Here is an 18,961-nt window from a genome sequence, read left to right on the forward strand (position 1 = left end):
TATGAAAAAGGCGGTGCTGCTTGGGACAGGCACCGCCTTTAGCTTGGGAGGTATGTCGCATTCATTGCATGGTATTGCATTCATGAGCCCTATGTTTAGTGAGCTCTGTCTTTGCCGGTCTCATCGGCGCTCGGCCAGCCGATATCCTTGCGGATGTCGAGAGGCATGGATTCGATCTGGCGTTCCGTCTGCCACCGGCGCCATGCGCGCACCAGCTTGTCGGCATAGGAGCCGAGCGAGGAATGTCTGCTATAGGACGACAGGCCCTTGCCGCCATCTCTGTAGGTCATCGAGGTCATTGCCGTTTCCTTTCCTTGCGAGATACGGGACTGCCGTATCCTTGAAGTGAAATATGCGCTTGCGGCACTCATCATTCAAACGAATAGATTTCATGGGTACCATAATCGATTTTGAACTATCGCTGCTGCTCGTCCAGGGCGGGCAGGGCGCAGATATCGGCCGCAAGATGCGGCGGATAATGCTTCATTTCCTGCCTGATCCGTTCGCGTACCGCCACCCGAAACATGCGCGCGCGAAACGCGAAGAAAGCCTGGAGGATGTTGAAGCCTAATGTCTGCGACATGATCGGCCTCCTTTTCTTCAGCCTCATCGTCACAACCAAAATATAGGTGCTGAGGCTGGTTCAAACAAATGAAATGAACTGGGTCTTAGGTTCAGCGAAATTGAAAGATGAGGGCACGCGTAGAATGGCTGTGACGGGCTGCCTTCGGCAGCGCTTCGAGCCTGTCTCGCGACATATCAGTGGATGGACGGGCGTGGACGATCCACGCAGAGCGGTCAGATGACCATCTGCTCTCCAAGCTCCACAACGCGGTTGCTGGGGAGCTGGAAATAGTCCGAAGGGTCAATGGCGAAGCCGGCCATGGCGATGAAGAGGCGGTCCTGCCAAGCCGGAAGGCCGGTATTCGGATCGCCGACGAGCTTGCGTCTGCCGACGTAGAACGAGGTCGACATGATCTCGAAATCGAAGCCCGCCTTGCGGCAGAGCGGCAGGGCCTTGGAGACGTCCTGATCCTCCATGAAGCCGAACAGGAGCTGGATCTTGATGAAGCGCTCCGACAGCCTTTCGATCGTCACCCGATCCGTTTCCGGCACATAGGGGCGCGGGGCGGTCTTCACATTGAGGATGACGTTGCGGGCGTGAAGAATGCGATTGTGCTTCAGATTGTGCAGGAGCACGCCGGGCGTCATATCGGGAAGGCTGGTCAGGAAGATCGCTGTGCCAGGGACCTGGGCGGGAGCGTGATCCGACTTCCGTTCGATCGACGCCAGAAACTGCATCAGGGGTATGTCGTTGCTGGCGGACTTCTGGCGTACCAGCAGCGTTCCCTTCTTCCAGGTCCACATCATTATCATCAGCGCGCCGGCGATCAGGACCGGGACATAGCCGCCGTCGTGGATCTTCAGGAGATTCGCGCCGAGGAAGATGCTTTCGAGGACGAGGAGCGGCAGGAGTGCCGCCAGAGCCGTGAGCACGTTCCATCCCCATACGACACGGAGAAACTGGAAGGACAGGATCGTCGTGACGACCATCGCACCCGTGACCGAAATTCCGTAGGCCGTGGCAAGGGCTTCGGAGGAACCGAATGCGAAGATCAGGGCAAGCACACCAATGAGAAGCGCCATGTTGACTGCCGGGACATAGATCTGGCCGGTGTTGGAGGCGGAGGTGAAGCAGATCTCCAGCCGCGGAAGGAATCCGAGATGGATCGCCTGGCGGGCGAGAGAGAACGCCCCGGTAATAACCGCCTGGCTCGCGATGATGGTAGCTGCGGTGGCAAGAATGACTACCGGAAGGATCGCCCATTCCGGAAACATCAGAAAGAACGGATCAGACGCAGCCTGCGGGTTGGCAAGCACAAGCGCGCCCTGGCCGAGATAGTTGAGGAGGAGGGACGGGAAAACCACTGCGAACCAGGCGACCTGGATCGGCTTCCTGCCAAAATGGCCAAGGTCGGCATAGAGCGCTTCCGCGCCGGTCACGGTCAGGAAGACGGCGCCGAGGACCACGAGGCCAATGAGGCCTGCATGGGTGATGAAGTCGAAGGCGTAGAGCGGATTGAGCGCTTCGAAGATCGCCGGATCGTCGGCGATGTGGGCGAGTCCGCCAAGGCCCATCACGAGAAACCACAGCAGCGTTATCGGACCGAAAAGCTTTGACACGGATGCGGTGCCGACTGACTGGACGAAAAACAGGAGCAGCATGATCGCGATGGCGATCGGCAGGATGTAGGGGGTGAAGACCGGTGTCACGAGCTTCAGCCCTTCGAGCGCCGACAGCACCGACAAGGCAGGCGTGATCATCGCGTCGCCGATGAAGAGTGCTGCGCCGATGATGCCTGCGAAGAAGAAGATGGTCGCGTGCCGGCTGGTCTTCTTCATAAGAAGGGCCAGCAGGGAAAGGGTGCCTCCTTCGCCCTCGTTGTCTGCCCTCAGAAGAAACAGCACGTATTTGAACGTGACGATGATCGTCAGCGTCCAGATCATCAGCGAGATCAGCCCGATGACCTCGTTTGGGGTGACGCCGTCATGGGTGAAGGGCCGAAGCGCTTCGCGGAAGGCATAGAGCGGGCTCGTTCCGATATCGCCATACACCACTCCGACCGCCCCGAGCAGGAGAGCCGCAAACTTTTGCTGGCCTGCATGAGACCGGTCTGCGTCGTGGGTGGTGGCGGACATGGACATTCCCTGATTGTCGTTTGGAATGAAGGATATAGGGCGCAAGCCTGAGAATGGCACGTCTGGCAGCGAGGAGAGGGCGCAAGGGCCGTCAGACCGCTTGCATCCCGGCCCTGATCGTACCGATCAGTTCTCCGCCCGTGCCTCGTCCTTCGTCAGCGCGCTGACGAGGAGCTTGTCGACGCGCCGCCCGTCGAGGTCGATCACCTCGAATTTCCAGTCGTTCTTGACGAAGGTCTCCCCAAGCTCGGGCAGATGTTTCAGTTCTTCCAGAACGAGACCGGCGACGGTCTGATATTCGACGTCTTCATCAACGGGGAAGTTCATGAATTCCGAAAATTCGTCGATCGGCGTCCATCCGGAAACCAGGTAGGAGCCATCCTCGCGTCGCTTGATCGCCGGTTCCTCGCCGGAGGCCGCGTCGCCGAAGACACCCATGATCGATTCGAGGATGTCGCCTGACGTGATCACACCCTCGAAGTGGCCGTATTCGTCAAAAACCAGGACCATATGCTGCGACGACTTGCGGATGGATTCGATCACCGAGGAAGCGGGAGCGAGGTCCGAGATGATCGGAACATCGTGTACCAGTGTCATGATGTCGACCGTCCGGTTGGCTTCAAGGGCGTCGTAGTAATCCTTGACGGCGAGAACGCCGAGAACCTCGTCGGAGCTGCCCTTGCGGGCCGGCAGTCGCGTTCGCGAGGTCGTCTGGATGGTCTTGCGGATCTCCTCGGCGGAATCTTCAATATCGACCAGCTCGACGTCGCGCCGCGGCGTCATGAGCGCACGTGCCGTTCTGTCTGCAAGGCGCATGACGCCGGTGATCATGGCGGACTCGCCGATCTCGATCACGCCGGCGCTCTGGGCTTCGGCGAGAACCGTCTTGATCTCCTCGTCGGTGACGCCATCGGCGTTCTTTCCGGACTGGCCGAGCAGGGCGAGAACGAGTTTGCCCGAGCCGTCGAGCAGCCAGACGAGCGGCAGAGCCGCCTTCGACAGGTAGGTCATGGTCGGAGCGACCCTGGCGGCGACGGCTTCCGGCGCGCGAAGGGCCATCTGCTTGGGCACCAGCTCGCCGATGATGAGGGAGAGATAGGTGATCGCCACGACGACTGTACCGACGCCAAGCCCGTCCGCCCAGGCATCGGGAAGTCCCTGCGCCAGCAGCCAGGTGGAGAATCGTGCGCCGAGCGTCGCACCCGAGAAGGCACCTGACAGTACGCCGACAAGGGTGATGCCGATCTGAACCGTCGACAGGAAACGGCCGGGATTCTCCGCGAGCCGCAGAGCCAGTCGCGCTCCTCTGCTTCCCTGATCTGCCATAACCCTGAGGCGTGCCGGGCGGGCGGAGACGATTGCGAGCTCCGACATCGCCAGGACGCCGTTGAGAATGGTGAGGAGGACGACGATGGCTATTTCGGTATACAAACTTTGGCCTGTTTCGATGACAATGATCCGTCGAAACTATGCGATCTCGCCTCGCTTTGCGAGGGTTCCCGTCAAAGATCATGGCGCTTGGCAAGATAATTATGGCGGGACTTCTCGCAGCCACCGCAACTGGAGAGCCGCAGGACGGCATCTCCTTGAAACAGCGCCTCATATAGTCCGTGGCTCATAAACCCACTCTTAAGGATCTGTTGACCATAATGAAGGCTTAACGCCGCCCACGTGTGCGGTGCCTGTGATGTTTTCGTGTCTCGCACCAAGGACGAAGTCTGTGTCCCTTCATCAAGCCATCGCCGCCATTCCGACGACCGCGTCTGCGTGGTTTTTGTCTGTCGTCGCCCATCGCATGGCGATCGCCGCGGCCTTCGTTTTTGCTGTCCTGGCCGGATCGGGTGAGGCGGCGGCTGAGGACAGGGCGCTGAAACTCTACTTCACGCATACGGGCGAGCGGGCGACGATCGTCTTCAAGCGCAACGGCAAGTTCGACCAGCGCGGCCTCAACCAGATCAATCGTTTCCTGCGCGACTGGCGGCGCAACGAGCCGGCGAGGATGGACCCGCGGCTGCTCGACCTCGTCTGGGAGGTCTATCGCAAGAGCGGGGCGAAGGAGGCGATCCACGTCGTTTCGGCCTATCGTTCGCCGGCGACCAACAACATGCTGCGCAACCGTTCGCGCAATACCGGTGTCGCCAAGCGCAGCCAGCACATGCTCGGCAAGGCGATGGATTTCTACATTCCGGGCGTCAAGCTTGCGACGCTGCGCGCGCTTGCCATGCAGATGCAGATCGGCGGCGTCGGTTATTACCCGACATCGGGTTCGCCCTTCGTGCATCTCGATGTCGGCAATGTACGCGCCTGGCCGCGCATGTCGCGCCAGGAGCTGGCGCGGCTTTTCCCTGACGGACGCACGATCCACCTGCCGGCGGACGGACGGCCGCTTCCGGGCTATCAGGTGGCGCTTGCCGAGCGCAAGAAGGGTATCCGCTCCGCACCGATCGAGATTGCCGCAGGTGAAGATGAGGATGACGATGCGCCTGTAACGCCAAAGGCAACGGCACCGGCTCTGCTGACGGCACGCGCAGCAGCACCCGTGAAGGCACCTGATCCCGTCGTGACTGGAAGCCTTGTCACCGCCATGCTGCCGACGCCGCAGAAGCGGGCCGAGATCGGACTGGCGCCGCAGCTTGCCAAGCCCGAGGACAAGGCGGTCGCCGACCGGGCCTTTGCCGATCTTGCCTCACTGACCGTTCCGCTGCCGATGCTGCGGCCTGTTGAAATCGAGGCCGTGGAAAGCGAGACGCCCGCACCTGTGCCCGCGGTTGCGCCGGTGCTGGCATCCGTCCAGCCGGCCCCGGCCGATTTCACGCGGTTCGTCGTCGGTCGCAAGCCTGCCAATACTTCAGGTATCGCCGACCGGCTGACCCATCCCGCACCGACGGCCGAGCAGATAGCGGTGTTGCCGGTCTCCGCGTCGGAGCATGTCTCGGGTGGCGTCGGCGAGATGTCCGCACGAGCGCTGATTGCCTGGGCAGTGCGGTCGCCGGAAACATCAGTTGAACTCACGGCGCCTGCCATGATCGGCAATACCTATCCGAAGGGTGTCGGCGAGGGCAGGGCGGTTGCTTCAGGTGCGGCTGGAACCAGCTTCAAGACCAGCCGTTTCGGTACCGAAGGCTGAACTCAAATAGGCTCGATGGTGGTCGCCCTACAGAAATAGGGGCAGATTGACTTTCAATCAAATGGAATGATAATCCTTGTTCATTCAGAAAAATTGAAAGATGTGACGATGACAATCCCGTTTCGCCGTCCCATTCCTCTGCTCGACAATGACGTGCTGCGCACCTTCGTGGCCATTGCAGAGACCGGTAATTTTTCGACTGCAGCCGAGACCGTGTTCCGCACGCCGTCGGCCGTTTCCATGCAGATCAAGAAGCTTGAAGAGCAGCTTGGCGTGACGCTGTTTCGCCGCGATGCGCGCTCGGTGACGCTGACGCAGCATGGTGAAATGCTGCTGTCTTATGCACGCAACATCCTGGCGCTCTCCAACGAGGCGGTGTCGCGCTTCATCATGCCCGAGCTCAGCGGCGTGGTGCGGCTCGGCGCGCCCGAGGATATCGGCGAGCGGCTGCTGCCGCAGATCCTGAAGAGCTTTGCGCAGATCTATCCGGGCATCATGGTCGATGTGACGATCGACATGAGCATCGGCCTGAAGAAGCGGATGGAGGAACAGCGCCTCGATCTTGCGCTCATCAACTGTGCCACGCGGCCTTTCCCCACCAATGGCGAAGTCGTCTATCGCGAACGGCTCGTCTGGGCCGGCGCCAAATGCGGCTCTGCGCATCGGCGCGAACCGCTGCCGATCTCGATCTGGGAAGACGGTTGCATCTGGCGGCAGGAGGCGATCACCCAGCTTGAGCGCAACAAGCGGCCCTATCGCGTCGCCTATCTCAGCGCCCACACGATGGCGCAGCGCGCCGCCGTGGTCTCCGATCTCGCCATTGCGCCGCTGCCGCTCTCCTATGTCAGCGAGGACATGGGGATACTCGGTATCCAGGAAGGGCTGCCGGAACTGGGCTCTTTCGATATCCAGCTGCTCACGGCATCGCAGATGACGGGGCCGATAGAGACAGTGGCCGACAGCATCCGCGCATCCTTCGCCGAAAGGTCGAAAGCGGCTGCTGCCTGATTGGCTGAGAGCGATACGGAATGATCGCGTAGACGCGGAATGCAGGCTTAGATACCACCTTACAAGGACGGTCAGGCCATGGATCAGCAAATCAGGCTTTTCGGCGCTGTTGCGGTCCGCCCCGCCGTCCTTGCCGTCATCTCCCGGTTCGAAACGATCTCAGGATGCAAGGTCGTGGTCAGGTGGGAGCTCAATCCGACCGTAAGGAAACAGATTGAAGCTGGTGAACCCTTTGATCTCGTCATCACTAATCCTGATCTGATTGAGGAACTCACCGCCCTGGGAAAGGTCAAGGCGGGAAGCCAGGTCGCGTTCGGTCGGATAGCAATGGGAGTGGCGGCAAAAGAAGGCAGCCCGCCGCTCGACATTGGCTCCGTGGAAGCATTCAAACATGCCTTGAAGAACGCCAGATCAATCGCCTATGCCAGTGACGGAACCAGCGGTGGCTACTTCTCCGGTTTGCTGGATCGGTTGGGAATAGCCGAAGAGGTGAAGCCCAAGCTGGTGCCGGTAGCAGGAGGGCAGACGGCGGTAGCCGTCGGCCGCGGGGAGGCCGAGCTGGGTGTCGTTCCCGTGACGTCTATCCTCGCCGCCGCGCCCGAGGTCATACTCGTCGGCAAGTTTCCGGCAGAACTGCAAAGTTACATCGACTTTGCCATTGGCATCAGCGCCGATTCAACGGATGCAGACGCTGCCGGGCAGCTGTCGGAGTTTCTGATGTCGGCAGCCATTGACGATATTCTGGCGGCAAAGGGCGTCGAGCGCAGCTGAATATGTGCTTGATGGGCGCGATCGGCCCGGGCTGTTGCCCCTGGTTGCTGAAGTGCGTTTGACGATGTTGGCCTTCTCCGGAGAAAGGCTCTTAGCCGGTGAACTTTTCGCTCACGAATGCGTTATCCCGCCCGGACGGCATCAGCCGTTCGGGGTTGAATTCACAAAGGGATTTCGCACATGACGACCACGGGTAAAATCGCATCCGCCTTGATGATCCTTCTCGCGCTTTCTTCCTGCGCCAACACGATCCGTGGCGTGGGCAGGGATACGGCAAATGCCGTCAATGCCACGCAGGATGCCGGCCGTAGTGTCGATCGCGCAGCGAAAAGATAATTACTTTCAGATTTTTGAAGTCGGATAGGCTTTTTCGAGGCCGCCGGATCGGGTCAGCCCGGTCCGGAATGCGGCATAGGCCGGGTGCTGGCTGGAGCGTGCCGCTTCCATGAGCCTGATCTGCAGCCGGTCGGGTGCAGCTTCGCCGATCCATTTGCCGAGGGTTTCGAGCTTCAGCGAGTTGAGAAGGCGCGCGGCGGAGGCGAGGTCGAGGTGCCGATAGAGACCCGCGAGCAGGTTATCGTCCTGCGCCGGATTTTCCATGAGCAGCGACAGGTAGGATTTGTCGGTTTCCGAGAGCGCCGCGAGTTTTTCCGCGACGGTATCGCGATCGGGGAAGGGCACCGTGCCAGTCATAACGAATCGTCCAGTCCTTGTTGTCAGCAAGGTTTATAGACTGGCCTTGACCTTCTCGGCTACATCGGCCGGGACCCAGCGGCTCCACAGCTCCTCATAATTCTGCAGGAAATAGAGGGCTGCATTCTCGTTGTCCTCGCCATTTTCATCCTGCCAGGCCAGCACCTGGCTGATGGTCTCGTTATCCCAGCTGCGGGCGTTCAGATAGTTCATGACCGGGCCGGAGCGATCGGCGAAAGCCCTGGTCATCAGTGTGAATGCCTGCGATACCGGATAGGCGTTCACCTTGGGATTGGCGCAATGAGGCACCGAGGTGCAGGCGTTCCATTCGGCCTCGTCGTGCGGCACACCGAAGCCCAGCTGTTTCATGTCGTATTTGCCGATGACTGATGTCGGCGCCCAGTAATAACCGAGCCAGCCGACCTTGTTTTCGAAGGCGCGGGCAATCGAACCGTCGAAATCCTTGGGGGTCCGGCTGTCGACCAGCGCAAAGCCGAGCTTTTCGGCATCGAGCGCCCTGAAGAGATTGCTGGTCGAGATTTCGCAGGCCCAGGCTTCCGGGCAATTATAGACGGCCGCACGCGAGGGATCATAGGTATCGGGAAAAAGCTCCGGGTGCTTCAGCGCATCCTGCACGGAACGAATATCCGGGTTGGCGTCGGCAATGAATTTCGGGATGTACCAGCCTTCGACAGCACCATCCGCAAGAATTTCGGCGCCCTTGACCAGACGGCCGGCGCCGATGGCGGCATCGAGCTGCGGCTTGACCGCCTTCACCCAGAATTCCGAGGCGATATCTGGCGTGCCGCTGCCATTCATGGAGGCGAAGGTCGGCAGCGTGTCGCCATCGACGATGGTGACGGAGCAGCCGTAGCCCTTTTCCAGGATGAATTTATCGAAGCTCGCGGCAATGGCGGCGGAGCCCCATCTCATCTCGGCGATCGAGACCTTGCCGCATCCGGCAGCTTGTGCCTCCGCCAGTCCGGCATAAAAACAGACCGCAAGGATGAATGACGTGAAAAATGTCTTCATTATACGTTCCCCGAAATTTTTATGTGATCGAACGCGCATGCACCGAGGCAATTAGCCGACAAATCTCTCCGCCGCTTCAGGTGCCCACGGCCGGAATATGGCTCCACGGGGCTTTTCCTGTGTGCGGCGCCGTTCGTCTGGTTGTCCGGCGGCTCGTCGCTGGCCATTTCTATCGATGGCTTAATATGAGCAAACCTACGGATTTGCTGCAAGAAATCAACTCTCTTTTCCGTGTTGTATCTGTAACTAAATTATTGAATTCGAAGAATTTATGCCGGCAGATTCATGAAATTGCAGCCTGGGGTGCGATTGGCGGAAATGCACGCTCGTGGCGAGGGGTGAAAGCGGTTCCAAGTGAGAGAAAATCGGAAAAGTTCAAAAAAAGTCGAATTTTGCCTCCGGTCCGGCCTTCAATAACCATCCGGTAAGAATGTGCCGTTATCTGTTGTGACGCGGCGGGGGACAACCGCTGCTTTTCCGGATCAGGTACTGCGTCCCGGAAAAAGCGAGCTTCATTGCGTAATGATGAAGGCGCCTGCGTTTTTTACGGCAAACCGCGTAGGGCTTATGGCCTGATCGCGGTTTTCGCATTTCTGGCCCTCTGTTGACCGGGCGTCTGCTCGCATTGTAGGCCTGCCGGAAATACTTCACGGATAGGCGCCAATGACCAGAGCCATCATGCTGCAGGGAACCGGCTCGGATGTCGGCAAGACGGTGCTGGTGGCGGGGCTTTGCCGGCTGGCGGCCAATCGCGGCCTGAAGGTGCGGCCCTTCAAGCCGCAGAATATGTCGAACAATGCGGCGGTTTCCGACGACGGCGGCGAGATCGGCCGGGCGCAATGGCTGCAGTCGCTCGCAGCACGCACACCGTCATCGGTGCATATGAACCCGGTGCTGCTCAAGCCGCAGTCGGAAAACGGCAGCCAGATCATCGTGCAGGGCAGGGTGTTCGGGCAGGCGAAGGGGCGCGACTATCAACGGCTGAAGCCGCAGCTGCTCTCTTCCGTGCTGGAGAGTTTCGCCAAAGTGTCCGATGGCGCCGACCTCGTCATCGTCGAGGGGGCAGGGTCACCCGCCGAGATCAATCTCAGGGCCGGCGATATCGCCAATATGGGCTTTGCGACGCGGGCGAATGTACCTGTCGTTCTCGTCGGCGATATCGATCGCGGCGGGGTCATCGCCTCGCTCGTCGGCACGCATGCGATTCTCGCCGAGGAGGATCGCAAGATGATCTCGGGTTACATAATCAACAAGTTCCGCGGCGATGTAAGCCTGTTCGGCGACGGTATCCGCGCCATCGAAGGTTTCACCGGCTGGCCCTGCTTCGGCGTCGTGCCCTGGCTGAAGGCGGCGGGGCGGCTGCCCGCCGAGGATTCCGTCGTTCTGGAGCGGCTGGTGAAGGGAGAGCGAGGGGCGCTGAAGATCGCCGTGCCGGTGCTGCCGCGCATTGCCAATTTCGACGATCTCGATCCGCTGCGGGCCGAGCTTGGCGTTGAGCTCGTCTTCGTGCGCGCTGGCGAGCGGCTGCCAGCCGATGCAGCGCTCGTCATCCTGCCGGGCTCGAAATCGACCATATCGGATCTCGCCGATCTGCGAGGGCAGGGATGGGACCGCGACCTTGCCGCCCATGTGCGCCGTGGCGGCCGGGTGATCGGCATTTGCGGCGGCTACCAGATGCTCGGCCGCAAGGTGCATGATCCGCTCGGCATCGAGGGTGCGACGACAGAGATCGAAGGGCTTGGCCTGCTCGATGTCGAGACGGAGATGGCGCCGGAGAAGACGGTGCGCAACAGCTCTGCCCATTCGACGGAGTATGACGTGCCGCTGTCAGGCTATCAGATCCACCTCGGCGTCACGCAAGGGGCTGATTGCGAACGGCCGGCGGCGATCGTGGATGGATTGGCGGATGGCGCGGTTTCGACCGACGGCCGGATCATGGGCACCTATCTGCACGGCCTTTTCGGCAGCGACGCCTACCGCGCCCGGCTGCTTCAAAGCTTTGGCCTCTCAGGCGAAGGCGGTAATTATCGCGAGAGCGTCGACCGGGCGCTCGACGAGGTCGCAGGCGGCCTGGAGCAACATCTCGACCCGCGCTGGCTTGCAGGGCTGCTCGGCTAGGCCGGATGTGGTCTGCGTTCATGATCCCGGTCTGCTATTGCCAAATTAGTTGACTGAGTCCATTAATTATCGCTGCAACGCACCCAGTCGAGAGCGATAAAGATCATGAGCATACTGGATGGATTTTCACTGGCGGGCCAGGTGGCGCTCGTGACTGGTGGCGGCCGTGGCCTGGGCTTCGAGATGGCACGCGCACTTGCCGAGGCCGGTGCGCATGTCATCGTCACCGGGCGCACGGCGGCGACGCTGGAAGATGCCGTAAGGATCATCCGCGCCGCTGGTGGCACGGCGCAAGCCGCCGCGTTCGACATCGCCGACCGAGAGGCTCAGCGCGGGCTGATGGCCGACATCGAAAAGACCCACGGCCGTCTCGATATCCTGATCAACAATGTCGGCGCCCGTGACAGGCGGCCGCTAGCCGAATTCGACGACGATGCCATCATCGAACTGCTGCGCACCGATCTGGCCGCAGCGATAACGCTTTCGCGGGACGCAACCGTGCTGATGAAGCGACGCAATTACGGCCGCCTGATCGCGGTGACCTCGATCAGCGGCCATGTCGTAATGCCCGGCGACTGCGTCTATCCGGCGGCCAAGCAGGGCCTGACCGGCCTGATGCGCGCCATGGCGGTCGAATTCGGGCCGCATGGCATCACCAGCAACGCGATTGCGCCCGGCTGGTTCGCGACCGAGACGAATGCGGCGATGGCTGCAAACGAGGAATTGATGCCCTTTGTGCGCCAGCGCATCCCGGTCCAGCGCTGGGGCCGCCCGGACGAGATCGCCGGCGCGGCGCTGTTTCTTGCAAGCGGTGCCGCTTCCTTTGTCAACGGCCACGTACTGACCGTCGACGGCGGCATGACGGTCAGGATGTGAGCGGAGATGCCTGCCTTCATTCCTGCGGCGTTTTTCTTGGCTTCTCACCGGAGTGGGTGGAGGCCTGCTCGGGATGCGGTTCTTTCAGCGACGGCGGAGAGGTCCGGGCGAAGATATTGCCGAGATCGGTGAGGAAGGTCAGCAGCAGGTTGAATTCCGGCTCGCTGTAGGAGTCCAGGATCGCGGAGACCGGCTCGCTCTGCACCTCGTAGAGCCGGGTGGCGCGTGCCGAGGCCTCGGGACAGGCAACCAGGACAAGGCGGCGTTTGTCGGTCTCATCCCGTTGCCTGACGACGAAGCCGGTCGCCTCCAGCTTGTCGATCAGCCCGCTGACCGTACCGATCTTCAATCCGACCTCGCGCGACAGCGCCGTCATCGACAGCGGTCCGAGTTTTTCCAACAGCCGGAAGCACTTGAATTCGGTGCTGGTCAAGCCCACCTGCTCGGCCACCTTCTGGTGGAACAGCCCGAGCCGGGCCGAAAACAGCTGGACCGTCGGAATGTAGCGCGCGAGGCGGTCAGTTGACTTTTTCGGCAAAACGTTTAGATCTCCGAACTAATTGTTTCGATATTCTAAGGAATCGTCAGCGTCATGTCGATACTCTCGCATGGCTGTTCGGCCCTTGTTAGAGGCAGCGATCCATGAGCGCCTATTTCATTCTCGAAATCCATCCCGATATCAAAGATCAGGCGATCGATGATTATCTTGCATGCATATCGTCGGATATGACGTTCCATGGAGGCCGCGTCCGGTCTCCGGGAGGCAGGGTCCAGCCGGTCCAGGGAAACCGGCAGATGAACAGGCTTCTGATCATCGAATTCCGCACCGCCTCCATTGCCCGGGAATGGTATGAGGAGGCGAGGCAGGCGAATGAAGGTCTTGCCAGGTATCGTTCTCTCTTCGCCTGCCCCGCGGTTATCGTTGCCGGGATGGATGGTTAGAAACATTGGCCTCGCAGCCATTGCCTGAGGTCGCAGGCCGGTTCGGTATTGCCGCCCATTCGCCCTATTTCCCATCATAGAATTGCGCCGGCCCATGTGGAGGTTCCAAAATTAACGATCATATTCAGTGGCTTATAGATGAGGGAATCAGGAGCGAGCATATCGGTGAGCTCATTGCCGGTTTGTGCGACCGGCTGATCGCGGATGGCTTTCCCATCTGGCGGGGCAGTATCGCGATGCCATCCATTCATCCCATGTATGCCGGCATCTCGGCCAATTTCGTGCGCGGCGGCGCGACCACCATCGAGAGGGCCGAATATGGCAGCGCGGCGCAGCTGAGCTTCGAGAAGACGCCGATCTATTATCTGCTGGGCCGAGGCGAAACGTCGGGGCGCTGGATCCTTGCCAAGGGGGAGGGTGTCGACGACTATCCGCAGCTTGCGGAATTCGCGCTTGGCGGCGGCACGGATCATCTGGTCAGCCTGCTGGAGTTCCCGAAGGAGGCCGCGTTGCGCGGGGTCAGCCTGTCCCTGACAAGCGACAGGCCGGGCGGATTTTCCAATGATCAGCTGACCATCATCGCAAAGCTTTTCCCGGCACTGGGGCTGGCCTGCTACCGCATCGCGGCATCGCGAACCGCCTCGGATATCCTTGCTGTCTACACGGGCGCCAAGACGAGTGCGCGCATCCTTGCGGGCGAGGTCCAGAGGGGAACGGGAGGCGCCATCAATGCCGCGATCCTGCTTGCGGACCTCAGAAACTTCACGGCGTTGACCGAGGTCTATCAACCCGGTGAGATCGCCGGGTTTCTGAACGAGCATTTCGAGCTGATCGGCCGGCATGTCGAGGAAAATTCCGGTGAGATCCTCAAGTTCATGGGCGACAGTGTATTGGCGATCTTTCCGACAGGCGGTGAAGATGGCGAGGATACTGAGACGGCCTGCATGGCTGCGCTCGCCTCGGCCCGAAATGTTCTGGAGGCGAACGAGGCGCTTAATCGTCAGCGGGCGCGCGAGGGCGGACCTGATATCGGCGTCGACGTTGTCCTGCATCTCGGCGAGGTGTTCTACGGAAATGTCGGCGCCCGCGGCAGGCTTGATTTCACCGTGATCGGCAGGGCCGTCAACGAGGCCTCGCGGCTCGAGAAACTCTGCGGCGAACTCGGCCAGCCCCTTCTGATGTCGGAAAGCTTCGCGGCCGCCTGCGGTGTCGCCTGCGAACATCTGGGATCGTTCGAATTGCGTGGTGTTTCGAGGAGGGCGGACGTGTTCAAGCTCGCGGTACCGACTACGGCCGTGGCCTGAAATCGGAATCGATTTTCAGAAAGTTTGATGCGTAGCTCTAATGGCGGCGTGTTTCTGACTTCAGCGGCAAATGCCTCAGATCTCGCCTGAGACCTCACGACGGCGGCGGTCGAGTTCTTCGCTGTAGCGGCGCAGCGTGTGGCTTTCGCTGAGCTGGCCGATTACCTTGCGCTCGATGAGGTTGTTGACGACGGCGAGCGCTTCGCTTTCAGTCTTGTCGAAGATCGCGGCCGCCTGTTTGGCGTTCATCTGCGGCTGCAGGAAATCGTTTTTGTAGCGGATGAAATCGGTCAGCTGCTGGGCTTCGTCCTGCGCGCTGGTGGGGTTGGCATAGATTTCCGGCACGAGCACGAGACCGGCATATTTGTCGCCGTCATCGACGAGGATGACGCGCTGTGTCGAGCCGATGGGGAAGGCCTCCTTGAACTCGTCCATCGTCATTCCAAGTTTTGCGGTCTTCACGTCTGATCGCATCAGCTTGTCGACGGTCAGGTTGCGGATCCAGCCGACATCATGGGCGCTGCGGATGCTTTCGCCGCGCAGGTGAAAGCGCCATGTGGCGAAGGAGTAGCCGAAGGTGGTGCGCACCACGAGAGACGAGGTAATGACGGCGGCGAGCACCAGAACGGTAATCGGAAAGTCGCCGGTGATCTCCAGCGCCAGGAAGGTCATGGTCAGCGGCCCGCCGATGACGGCGACGGCGAGCGAACTCATGCCGACCACGGCATAGATCACGGGTGTCAGCGTCGCATCGGCGAAATAGGGGGCGGAATAGGCGAATAGCTTGCCGAGCAGGGCACCCATGAAGAGTGAGGCGAAGAACAGGCCGCCTCTGAAGCCGGACCCGATCGAAATGGCCGATGCCACCGACTTCAGAAGGAAGAGGCCGATCAGCGCGGGAATGGTGATTTCATGGGCGAGGTTGAGATGCAGCGCGCCGTGACCGGCGGCGAGGACCTGTGGCGAGACCAGCGCCAGCAGGCCGACGACGAGGCCGCCGAGCGCCGGGCGGAAGGGCAATGCGATGGAGCTTTTGCGCGCCAGTTCCTCGACGAAGGAGACGCCCTGCATGATGAGGATGCCGATGCCGGCGCAGAAGGCGCCGAGGGCGATCGCCGGCACGTAATCGGCGGGCTGGACAGCGCCGAAGCTGCCGACATCGATGATGAAATCGCTGCCGGAGAGCAGCCGGGCGACCAGTGTGGCGACGAGGGCGGCAACGACGACAGGCGTCAGCGAGACGATGGTGTAGGTGCCGATGATCAGCTCGAAGGCATAGAAGGCGCCCGTCAGCGGTGCATTGAAGGCGGCGGCGATGGCGCCGGCCGCGCCGCAGCCGACGAGGACGCGCATGTCGGAGCGGCGCAGCTGCAGCTTCAGGCCGAATTTCGAGGCGATGCCGGCCGCAAGCTGCGTATAGCCGGCCTCCAGACCGACGGATGCGCCGAAACCGTTGGACACGAGATTCTGGATGGCGACGAGGATGCTGTCCGTCAGCGACAGGCGGCCGCCATGCAGGGCATTGGCCTCGATCGGGTCGACCATCGGCTTCTTGCGCCATCTGGCGAGAATGAAGATCAACAGGCCGAGCAGCATGCCGCCGGCAACCGGGGCGGTCATCAGCAAGAACTTGCTGTCGATTTGCGAGGCACTGAGCCTCGTCGTGCCGTCTATACCGAAGATCAGCCTGTGCATCTCTTCCGAGACATAGCTCATGGCGGTGACCGCAAGCCCCGAGGCGATACCGACGAGCGCGCCGGCAAAGACCATGCCCATTTCGCTGTGGCGGATGAGCGTGCGCAGGCGTCCCGGATCAAAGACGGTGCCGAGAGGGCCGAGGCGGCGAATATCCATTCGGGAGAGCATCATGGGGAAACTAGGCGGCAGGAGTGGGGGTCAAGGGCGGAGCCGGCATCCGCATGAGCGGCAATTGCGGCAAAATACCGACTGGGCCGTAAAGTTTTTGTGACGTAAACCTTTGATTAAAGACGATAATATCGGTAGTGTAAGTCGAGATGAGCTCTGTGTGCGCCCAGTGCGCCGATTGACATGCCCGGGGCGGAAGCCTAACCATGAATTGACATAATGGATGGTTCCGGATCGGCCTTACGCCTTCCGGATGAAAAGGGAATGTGACGGGGCGGACCCAAGCCGGGCGCCTTCATCACAGCCGACCCCGCGACTGTAGAGCAGTCAGGGTCTTCCGTCCGGTATTTCGACTGCTGCGCCGACGGTCTTGCATTATGCAAGCGGGCAAGGCGGAAGAAGTGCCGGAAAAGCCACTGGAATGCATCGTGATCAGCCGGGGCAGGACGCCTCTATTTCTACGAATCGTCCGCCTTTTCACGAGACGCAGCCGGGAAGGCGAGGCAGATCCGCTGGCACGACCAGGGGCGACCGGAAACGGTCTGCCCCTGTCGCGTCCGACAACTGCGAGCCAGGAGACCTGCCATCCGTGCCGGGCATAATGCCCATACTGGGCCGTTTGCCCGCTGCCAGCACGGAGGTTGTCTTGGCTGAAGGATTTGATTCAGCGCTGCCTCTGGTGGTGCGTGTGAAAGGTGTCGGTTCGGTACCTCCTGGTGGGATGCGTCTGGCGCCTGCTGGTGATGTAGTTCCGGCGCGCACTTTCCTCTCCTCCCTCATTCCTGTGCTTGTCACAGGAATCCAGCCACGGCGCGTCCGCGCAGTGAATGAATCTACGCCGTCGTTGAGTGAGCGTTCCGCGCCCCAGGACTGGGGCGCACTGGATTTCTGTGACAAGCACAGGAATGAGGGAGGTAAGGGGCTTCGCGTCCTTCCTCCGAGGGCGGCGTTGTCATGACCGGAGCCACCTTCGTCCTCGGCGGCGCCCGCTCGGGCAAATCCCGCTTCGCCGAAAACCTCGTCACCACAAGCGGCCTTGACCGCCACTACATCGCCACAGGCCGCGCCTGGGACGATGAAATGCAGGCGCGCATCGACCAGCACAAGGCCGACCGCGGCCCCTCCTGGACCACGCATGAAGAGCCGCTCGATCTCACCGAGCGCCTTGCGGCCATCGATGGCGCGGATAGGGCGATCCTCGTCGATTGCCTGACGCTGTGGCTCACCAACCTGATGATGGAGGGCCGCGATATCGCCGCCCAGTCCGCCGCCCTTGCCGCCTTTCTACCGCAGGCAAAGGCGCGGCTCGTCATCGTTTCCAATGAAGTCGGCCTCGGCATCGTGCCTGAGAACCGCATGGCGCGGGAGTTTCGCGACCATGCCGGCCGGCTGCACCAGATGATCGCGGCTTCGGCCGACGACGTGTATTTTATCGCGGCAGGTCTGCCGCTGAAAATGAAGGGTTAAATCCATGCAGCAGAAAATCCCCGCAACCGTCATCACCGGCTTCCTCGGTGCGGGCAAGACGACAATGATCCGCAACCTGCTCACCAATGCCGGCGGCAAGAAGATTGCGCTCATCATCAACGAGTTCGGCGATCTCGGCGTTGATGGCGATGTGCTGAAGGGCTGCGGGGCGGAGAACTGCACCGAGGACGATATTATCGAGCTCACCAACGGCTGCATCTGCTGCACGGTGGCCGACGATTTCATTCCGACCATGACCAAGCTCCTGGAGCGCGAGCAGCGCCCTGATCATATCGTCATCGAAACCTCGGGCCTTGCCTTGCCGCAGCCGTTGGTCGCCGCTTTCAACTGGCAGGACATCAGAAGCGAAGTCACCGTTGACGGCGTGATCACCGTGGTCGATAGCGCCGCTGTTGCCGCAGGTCGTTTTGCCGATGACCATGATGCTGTCCATGCACGCCGCGTCGAGGATGAATCGCTCGATCATGAAAGCCCGATCGAGGAGCTCTTCGAGGACCAGCTGACCTGCGCCGATCTCATCGTGCTCAACAAGACCGATCTCATTGATGCCGACGGCCTCGGTCGCGTGAAGAGCGAAGTCGCCTCGCGCATCGCCCGCAAGCCTGTGATGATCGAGGCCAGGAATGGCGAGGTGCCCGCAAGCGTGCTGCTCGGCCTCGGCATCGGCACGGAAGACGATATCGTCAACCGCAAGTCCCATCACGAGCTGGAGCATGAGGATGGTACTTCGCACGATCACGACGAATTCGACAGTTTCGTCGTCGAGCTCGGCGCTATCGCCGATACATCAGGTTTCGTCGAGAAGCTGAAGGGCATTATCGCCGAGCATGATGTGCTGCGCCTCAAGGGCTTCATCGATGTCTCCGGCAAGCCGATGCGCCTGCAGCTGCAGGCCGTGGGCAGCCGCATCGACCAGTATTTCGACCGCGCCTGGGCATCGGGCGAAGCCCGCAGCACGCGCCTTGTCGTCATCGGCCTGCACGAGATGGATCAGGACGCGGTGCGCAAGGCGATCGTGGCACTGGTCTAAGGGGTT

Annotated in this window: 18 protein-coding genes and 1 riboswitch; of the genes, 10 read left to right on the plus strand and 8 right to left on the minus strand. The window is 60.9% G+C overall.

Features of this window, described 5'->3' with window-relative positions:
* Positions 1-95: 95 nt before the first annotated feature.
* From AC1DM5_RS17040 to AC1DM5_RS17055, 4 genes are all read right to left on the minus strand, one after another.
* Complete coding sequence (locus tag AC1DM5_RS17040) at positions 96-299, minus strand: hypothetical protein (protein ID WP_113323313.1); 204 nt, start codon at positions 297-299, stop codon at positions 96-98.
* A gap of 116 nt (positions 300-415) precedes the next feature.
* Positions 416-583, minus strand: coding sequence for a hypothetical protein (locus AC1DM5_RS17045; protein ID WP_007817848.1), 168 nt, complete (start codon positions 581-583; stop codon positions 416-418).
* Between the two features lie 215 nt (positions 584-798).
* Positions 799-2,700 (minus strand): potassium transporter Kup, encoded by a 1,902-nt coding sequence (locus tag AC1DM5_RS17050; RefSeq protein ID WP_477823283.1) that lies wholly within the window; start codon positions 2,698-2,700, stop codon positions 799-801.
* A 126-nt stretch (positions 2,701-2,826) separates the two neighbouring features.
* Positions 2,827-4,131, minus strand: coding sequence for a hemolysin family protein (locus AC1DM5_RS17055; RefSeq protein ID WP_477823284.1), 1,305 nt, complete (start codon positions 4,129-4,131; stop codon positions 2,827-2,829).
* Positions 4,132-4,420: 289 nt separating this feature from the next.
* Here AC1DM5_RS17055 and AC1DM5_RS17060 point away from each other — a divergent pair, with 289 nt between their 5' ends.
* From AC1DM5_RS17060 to AC1DM5_RS17075, 4 genes are all read left to right on the plus strand, one after another.
* The gene (locus tag AC1DM5_RS17060) at positions 4,421-5,827 is read left to right on the plus strand and encodes a peptidoglycan L,D-endopeptidase MepK (protein ID WP_477975307.1); all 1,407 of its coding nucleotides are present in this window, start codon (positions 4,421-4,423) and stop codon (positions 5,825-5,827) included.
* 66 nt (positions 5,828-5,893) lie between these two features.
* On the plus strand, positions 5,894-6,835 hold the full coding sequence (locus AC1DM5_RS17065) for a LysR family transcriptional regulator (RefSeq protein ID WP_477823286.1): 942 nt from the start codon (positions 5,894-5,896) through the stop codon (positions 6,833-6,835).
* 78 nt (positions 6,836-6,913) lie between these two features.
* Positions 6,914-7,606 carry a molybdate ABC transporter substrate-binding protein gene (locus AC1DM5_RS17070; RefSeq protein ID WP_477823287.1) on the plus strand — a complete coding sequence of 231 codons (693 nt, stop codon included), beginning with the start codon at positions 6,914-6,916 and terminating at the stop codon, positions 7,604-7,606.
* Positions 7,607-7,786: 180 nt separating this feature from the next.
* Positions 7,787-7,942, plus strand: coding sequence for an entericidin domain-containing protein (locus AC1DM5_RS17075; RefSeq protein WP_007813980.1), 156 nt, complete (start codon positions 7,787-7,789; stop codon positions 7,940-7,942).
* Positions 7,943-7,948: 6 nt separating this feature from the next.
* On the opposite strand, the gene AC1DM5_RS17080 is transcribed toward AC1DM5_RS17075, so the two are convergent.
* Positions 7,949-8,299: a hypothetical protein gene (locus AC1DM5_RS17080; protein ID WP_477823288.1), complete on the minus strand. Its 351-nt coding sequence runs from the start codon at positions 8,297-8,299 to the stop codon at positions 7,949-7,951.
* A gap of 33 nt (positions 8,300-8,332) precedes the next feature.
* Positions 8,333-9,331, minus strand: a complete 999-nt coding sequence (locus AC1DM5_RS17085; protein WP_477975309.1) for a glycine betaine ABC transporter substrate-binding protein — start codon at positions 9,329-9,331, stop codon at positions 8,333-8,335.
* A gap of 663 nt (positions 9,332-9,994) precedes the next feature.
* On the opposite strand from AC1DM5_RS17085, the gene AC1DM5_RS17090 reads away from it, so the two are divergent.
* Positions 9,995-11,449, plus strand: coding sequence for a cobyric acid synthase (locus tag AC1DM5_RS17090; RefSeq protein WP_477823290.1), 1,455 nt, complete (start codon positions 9,995-9,997; stop codon positions 11,447-11,449).
* Between the two features lie 105 nt (positions 11,450-11,554).
* Entirely contained in the window at positions 11,555-12,325 is a 771-nt protein-coding gene (locus AC1DM5_RS17095) for an SDR family oxidoreductase (RefSeq protein WP_113296733.1), read from the plus strand.
* Between the two features lie 16 nt (positions 12,326-12,341).
* Here the strand turns inward: AC1DM5_RS17095 and AC1DM5_RS17100 are convergent, their stop codons facing one another.
* Positions 12,342-12,863, minus strand: coding sequence for a MarR family winged helix-turn-helix transcriptional regulator (locus AC1DM5_RS17100; protein ID WP_477823291.1), 522 nt, complete (start codon positions 12,861-12,863; stop codon positions 12,342-12,344).
* 104 nt (positions 12,864-12,967) lie between these two features.
* Here AC1DM5_RS17100 and AC1DM5_RS17105 point away from each other — a divergent pair, with 104 nt between their 5' ends.
* Both AC1DM5_RS17105 and AC1DM5_RS17110 read left to right on the plus strand, forming a co-directional pair.
* Positions 12,968-13,267 (plus strand): DUF1330 domain-containing protein, encoded by a 300-nt coding sequence (locus AC1DM5_RS17105; RefSeq protein WP_477823292.1) that lies wholly within the window; start codon positions 12,968-12,970, stop codon positions 13,265-13,267.
* 236 nt (positions 13,268-13,503) lie between these two features.
* Complete coding sequence (locus tag AC1DM5_RS17110; protein ID WP_477823293.1) at positions 13,504-14,571, plus strand: adenylate/guanylate cyclase domain-containing protein; 1,068 nt, start codon at positions 13,504-13,506, stop codon at positions 14,569-14,571.
* Between the two features lie 75 nt (positions 14,572-14,646).
* Here the strand turns inward: AC1DM5_RS17110 and AC1DM5_RS17115 are convergent, their stop codons facing one another.
* Positions 14,647-16,437: a chloride channel protein gene (locus AC1DM5_RS17115; protein WP_477823297.1), complete on the minus strand. Its 1,791-nt coding sequence runs from the start codon at positions 16,435-16,437 to the stop codon at positions 14,647-14,649.
* A gap of 207 nt (positions 16,438-16,644) precedes the next feature.
* A riboswitch (cobalamin riboswitch) is annotated at positions 16,645-17,039 on the plus strand.
* A gap of 352 nt (positions 17,040-17,391) precedes the next feature.
* On the opposite strand from AC1DM5_RS17115, the gene cobU reads away from it, so the two are divergent.
* Both cobU and cobW read left to right on the plus strand, forming a co-directional pair.
* Positions 17,392-17,904, plus strand: coding sequence for a bifunctional adenosylcobinamide kinase/adenosylcobinamide-phosphate guanylyltransferase (gene cobU, locus AC1DM5_RS17120; RefSeq protein ID WP_477823294.1), 513 nt, complete (start codon positions 17,392-17,394; stop codon positions 17,902-17,904).
* 4 nt (positions 17,905-17,908) lie between these two features.
* On the plus strand, positions 17,909-18,955 hold the full coding sequence (gene cobW / locus AC1DM5_RS17125) for a cobalamin biosynthesis protein CobW (protein WP_477823295.1): 1,047 nt from the start codon (positions 17,909-17,911) through the stop codon (positions 18,953-18,955).
* The last annotated feature ends 6 nt before the right edge of the window (positions 18,956-18,961 follow it).

The sequence above is a fragment of the Rhizobium sp. 01T437 genome (genome assembly GCF_056398505.1).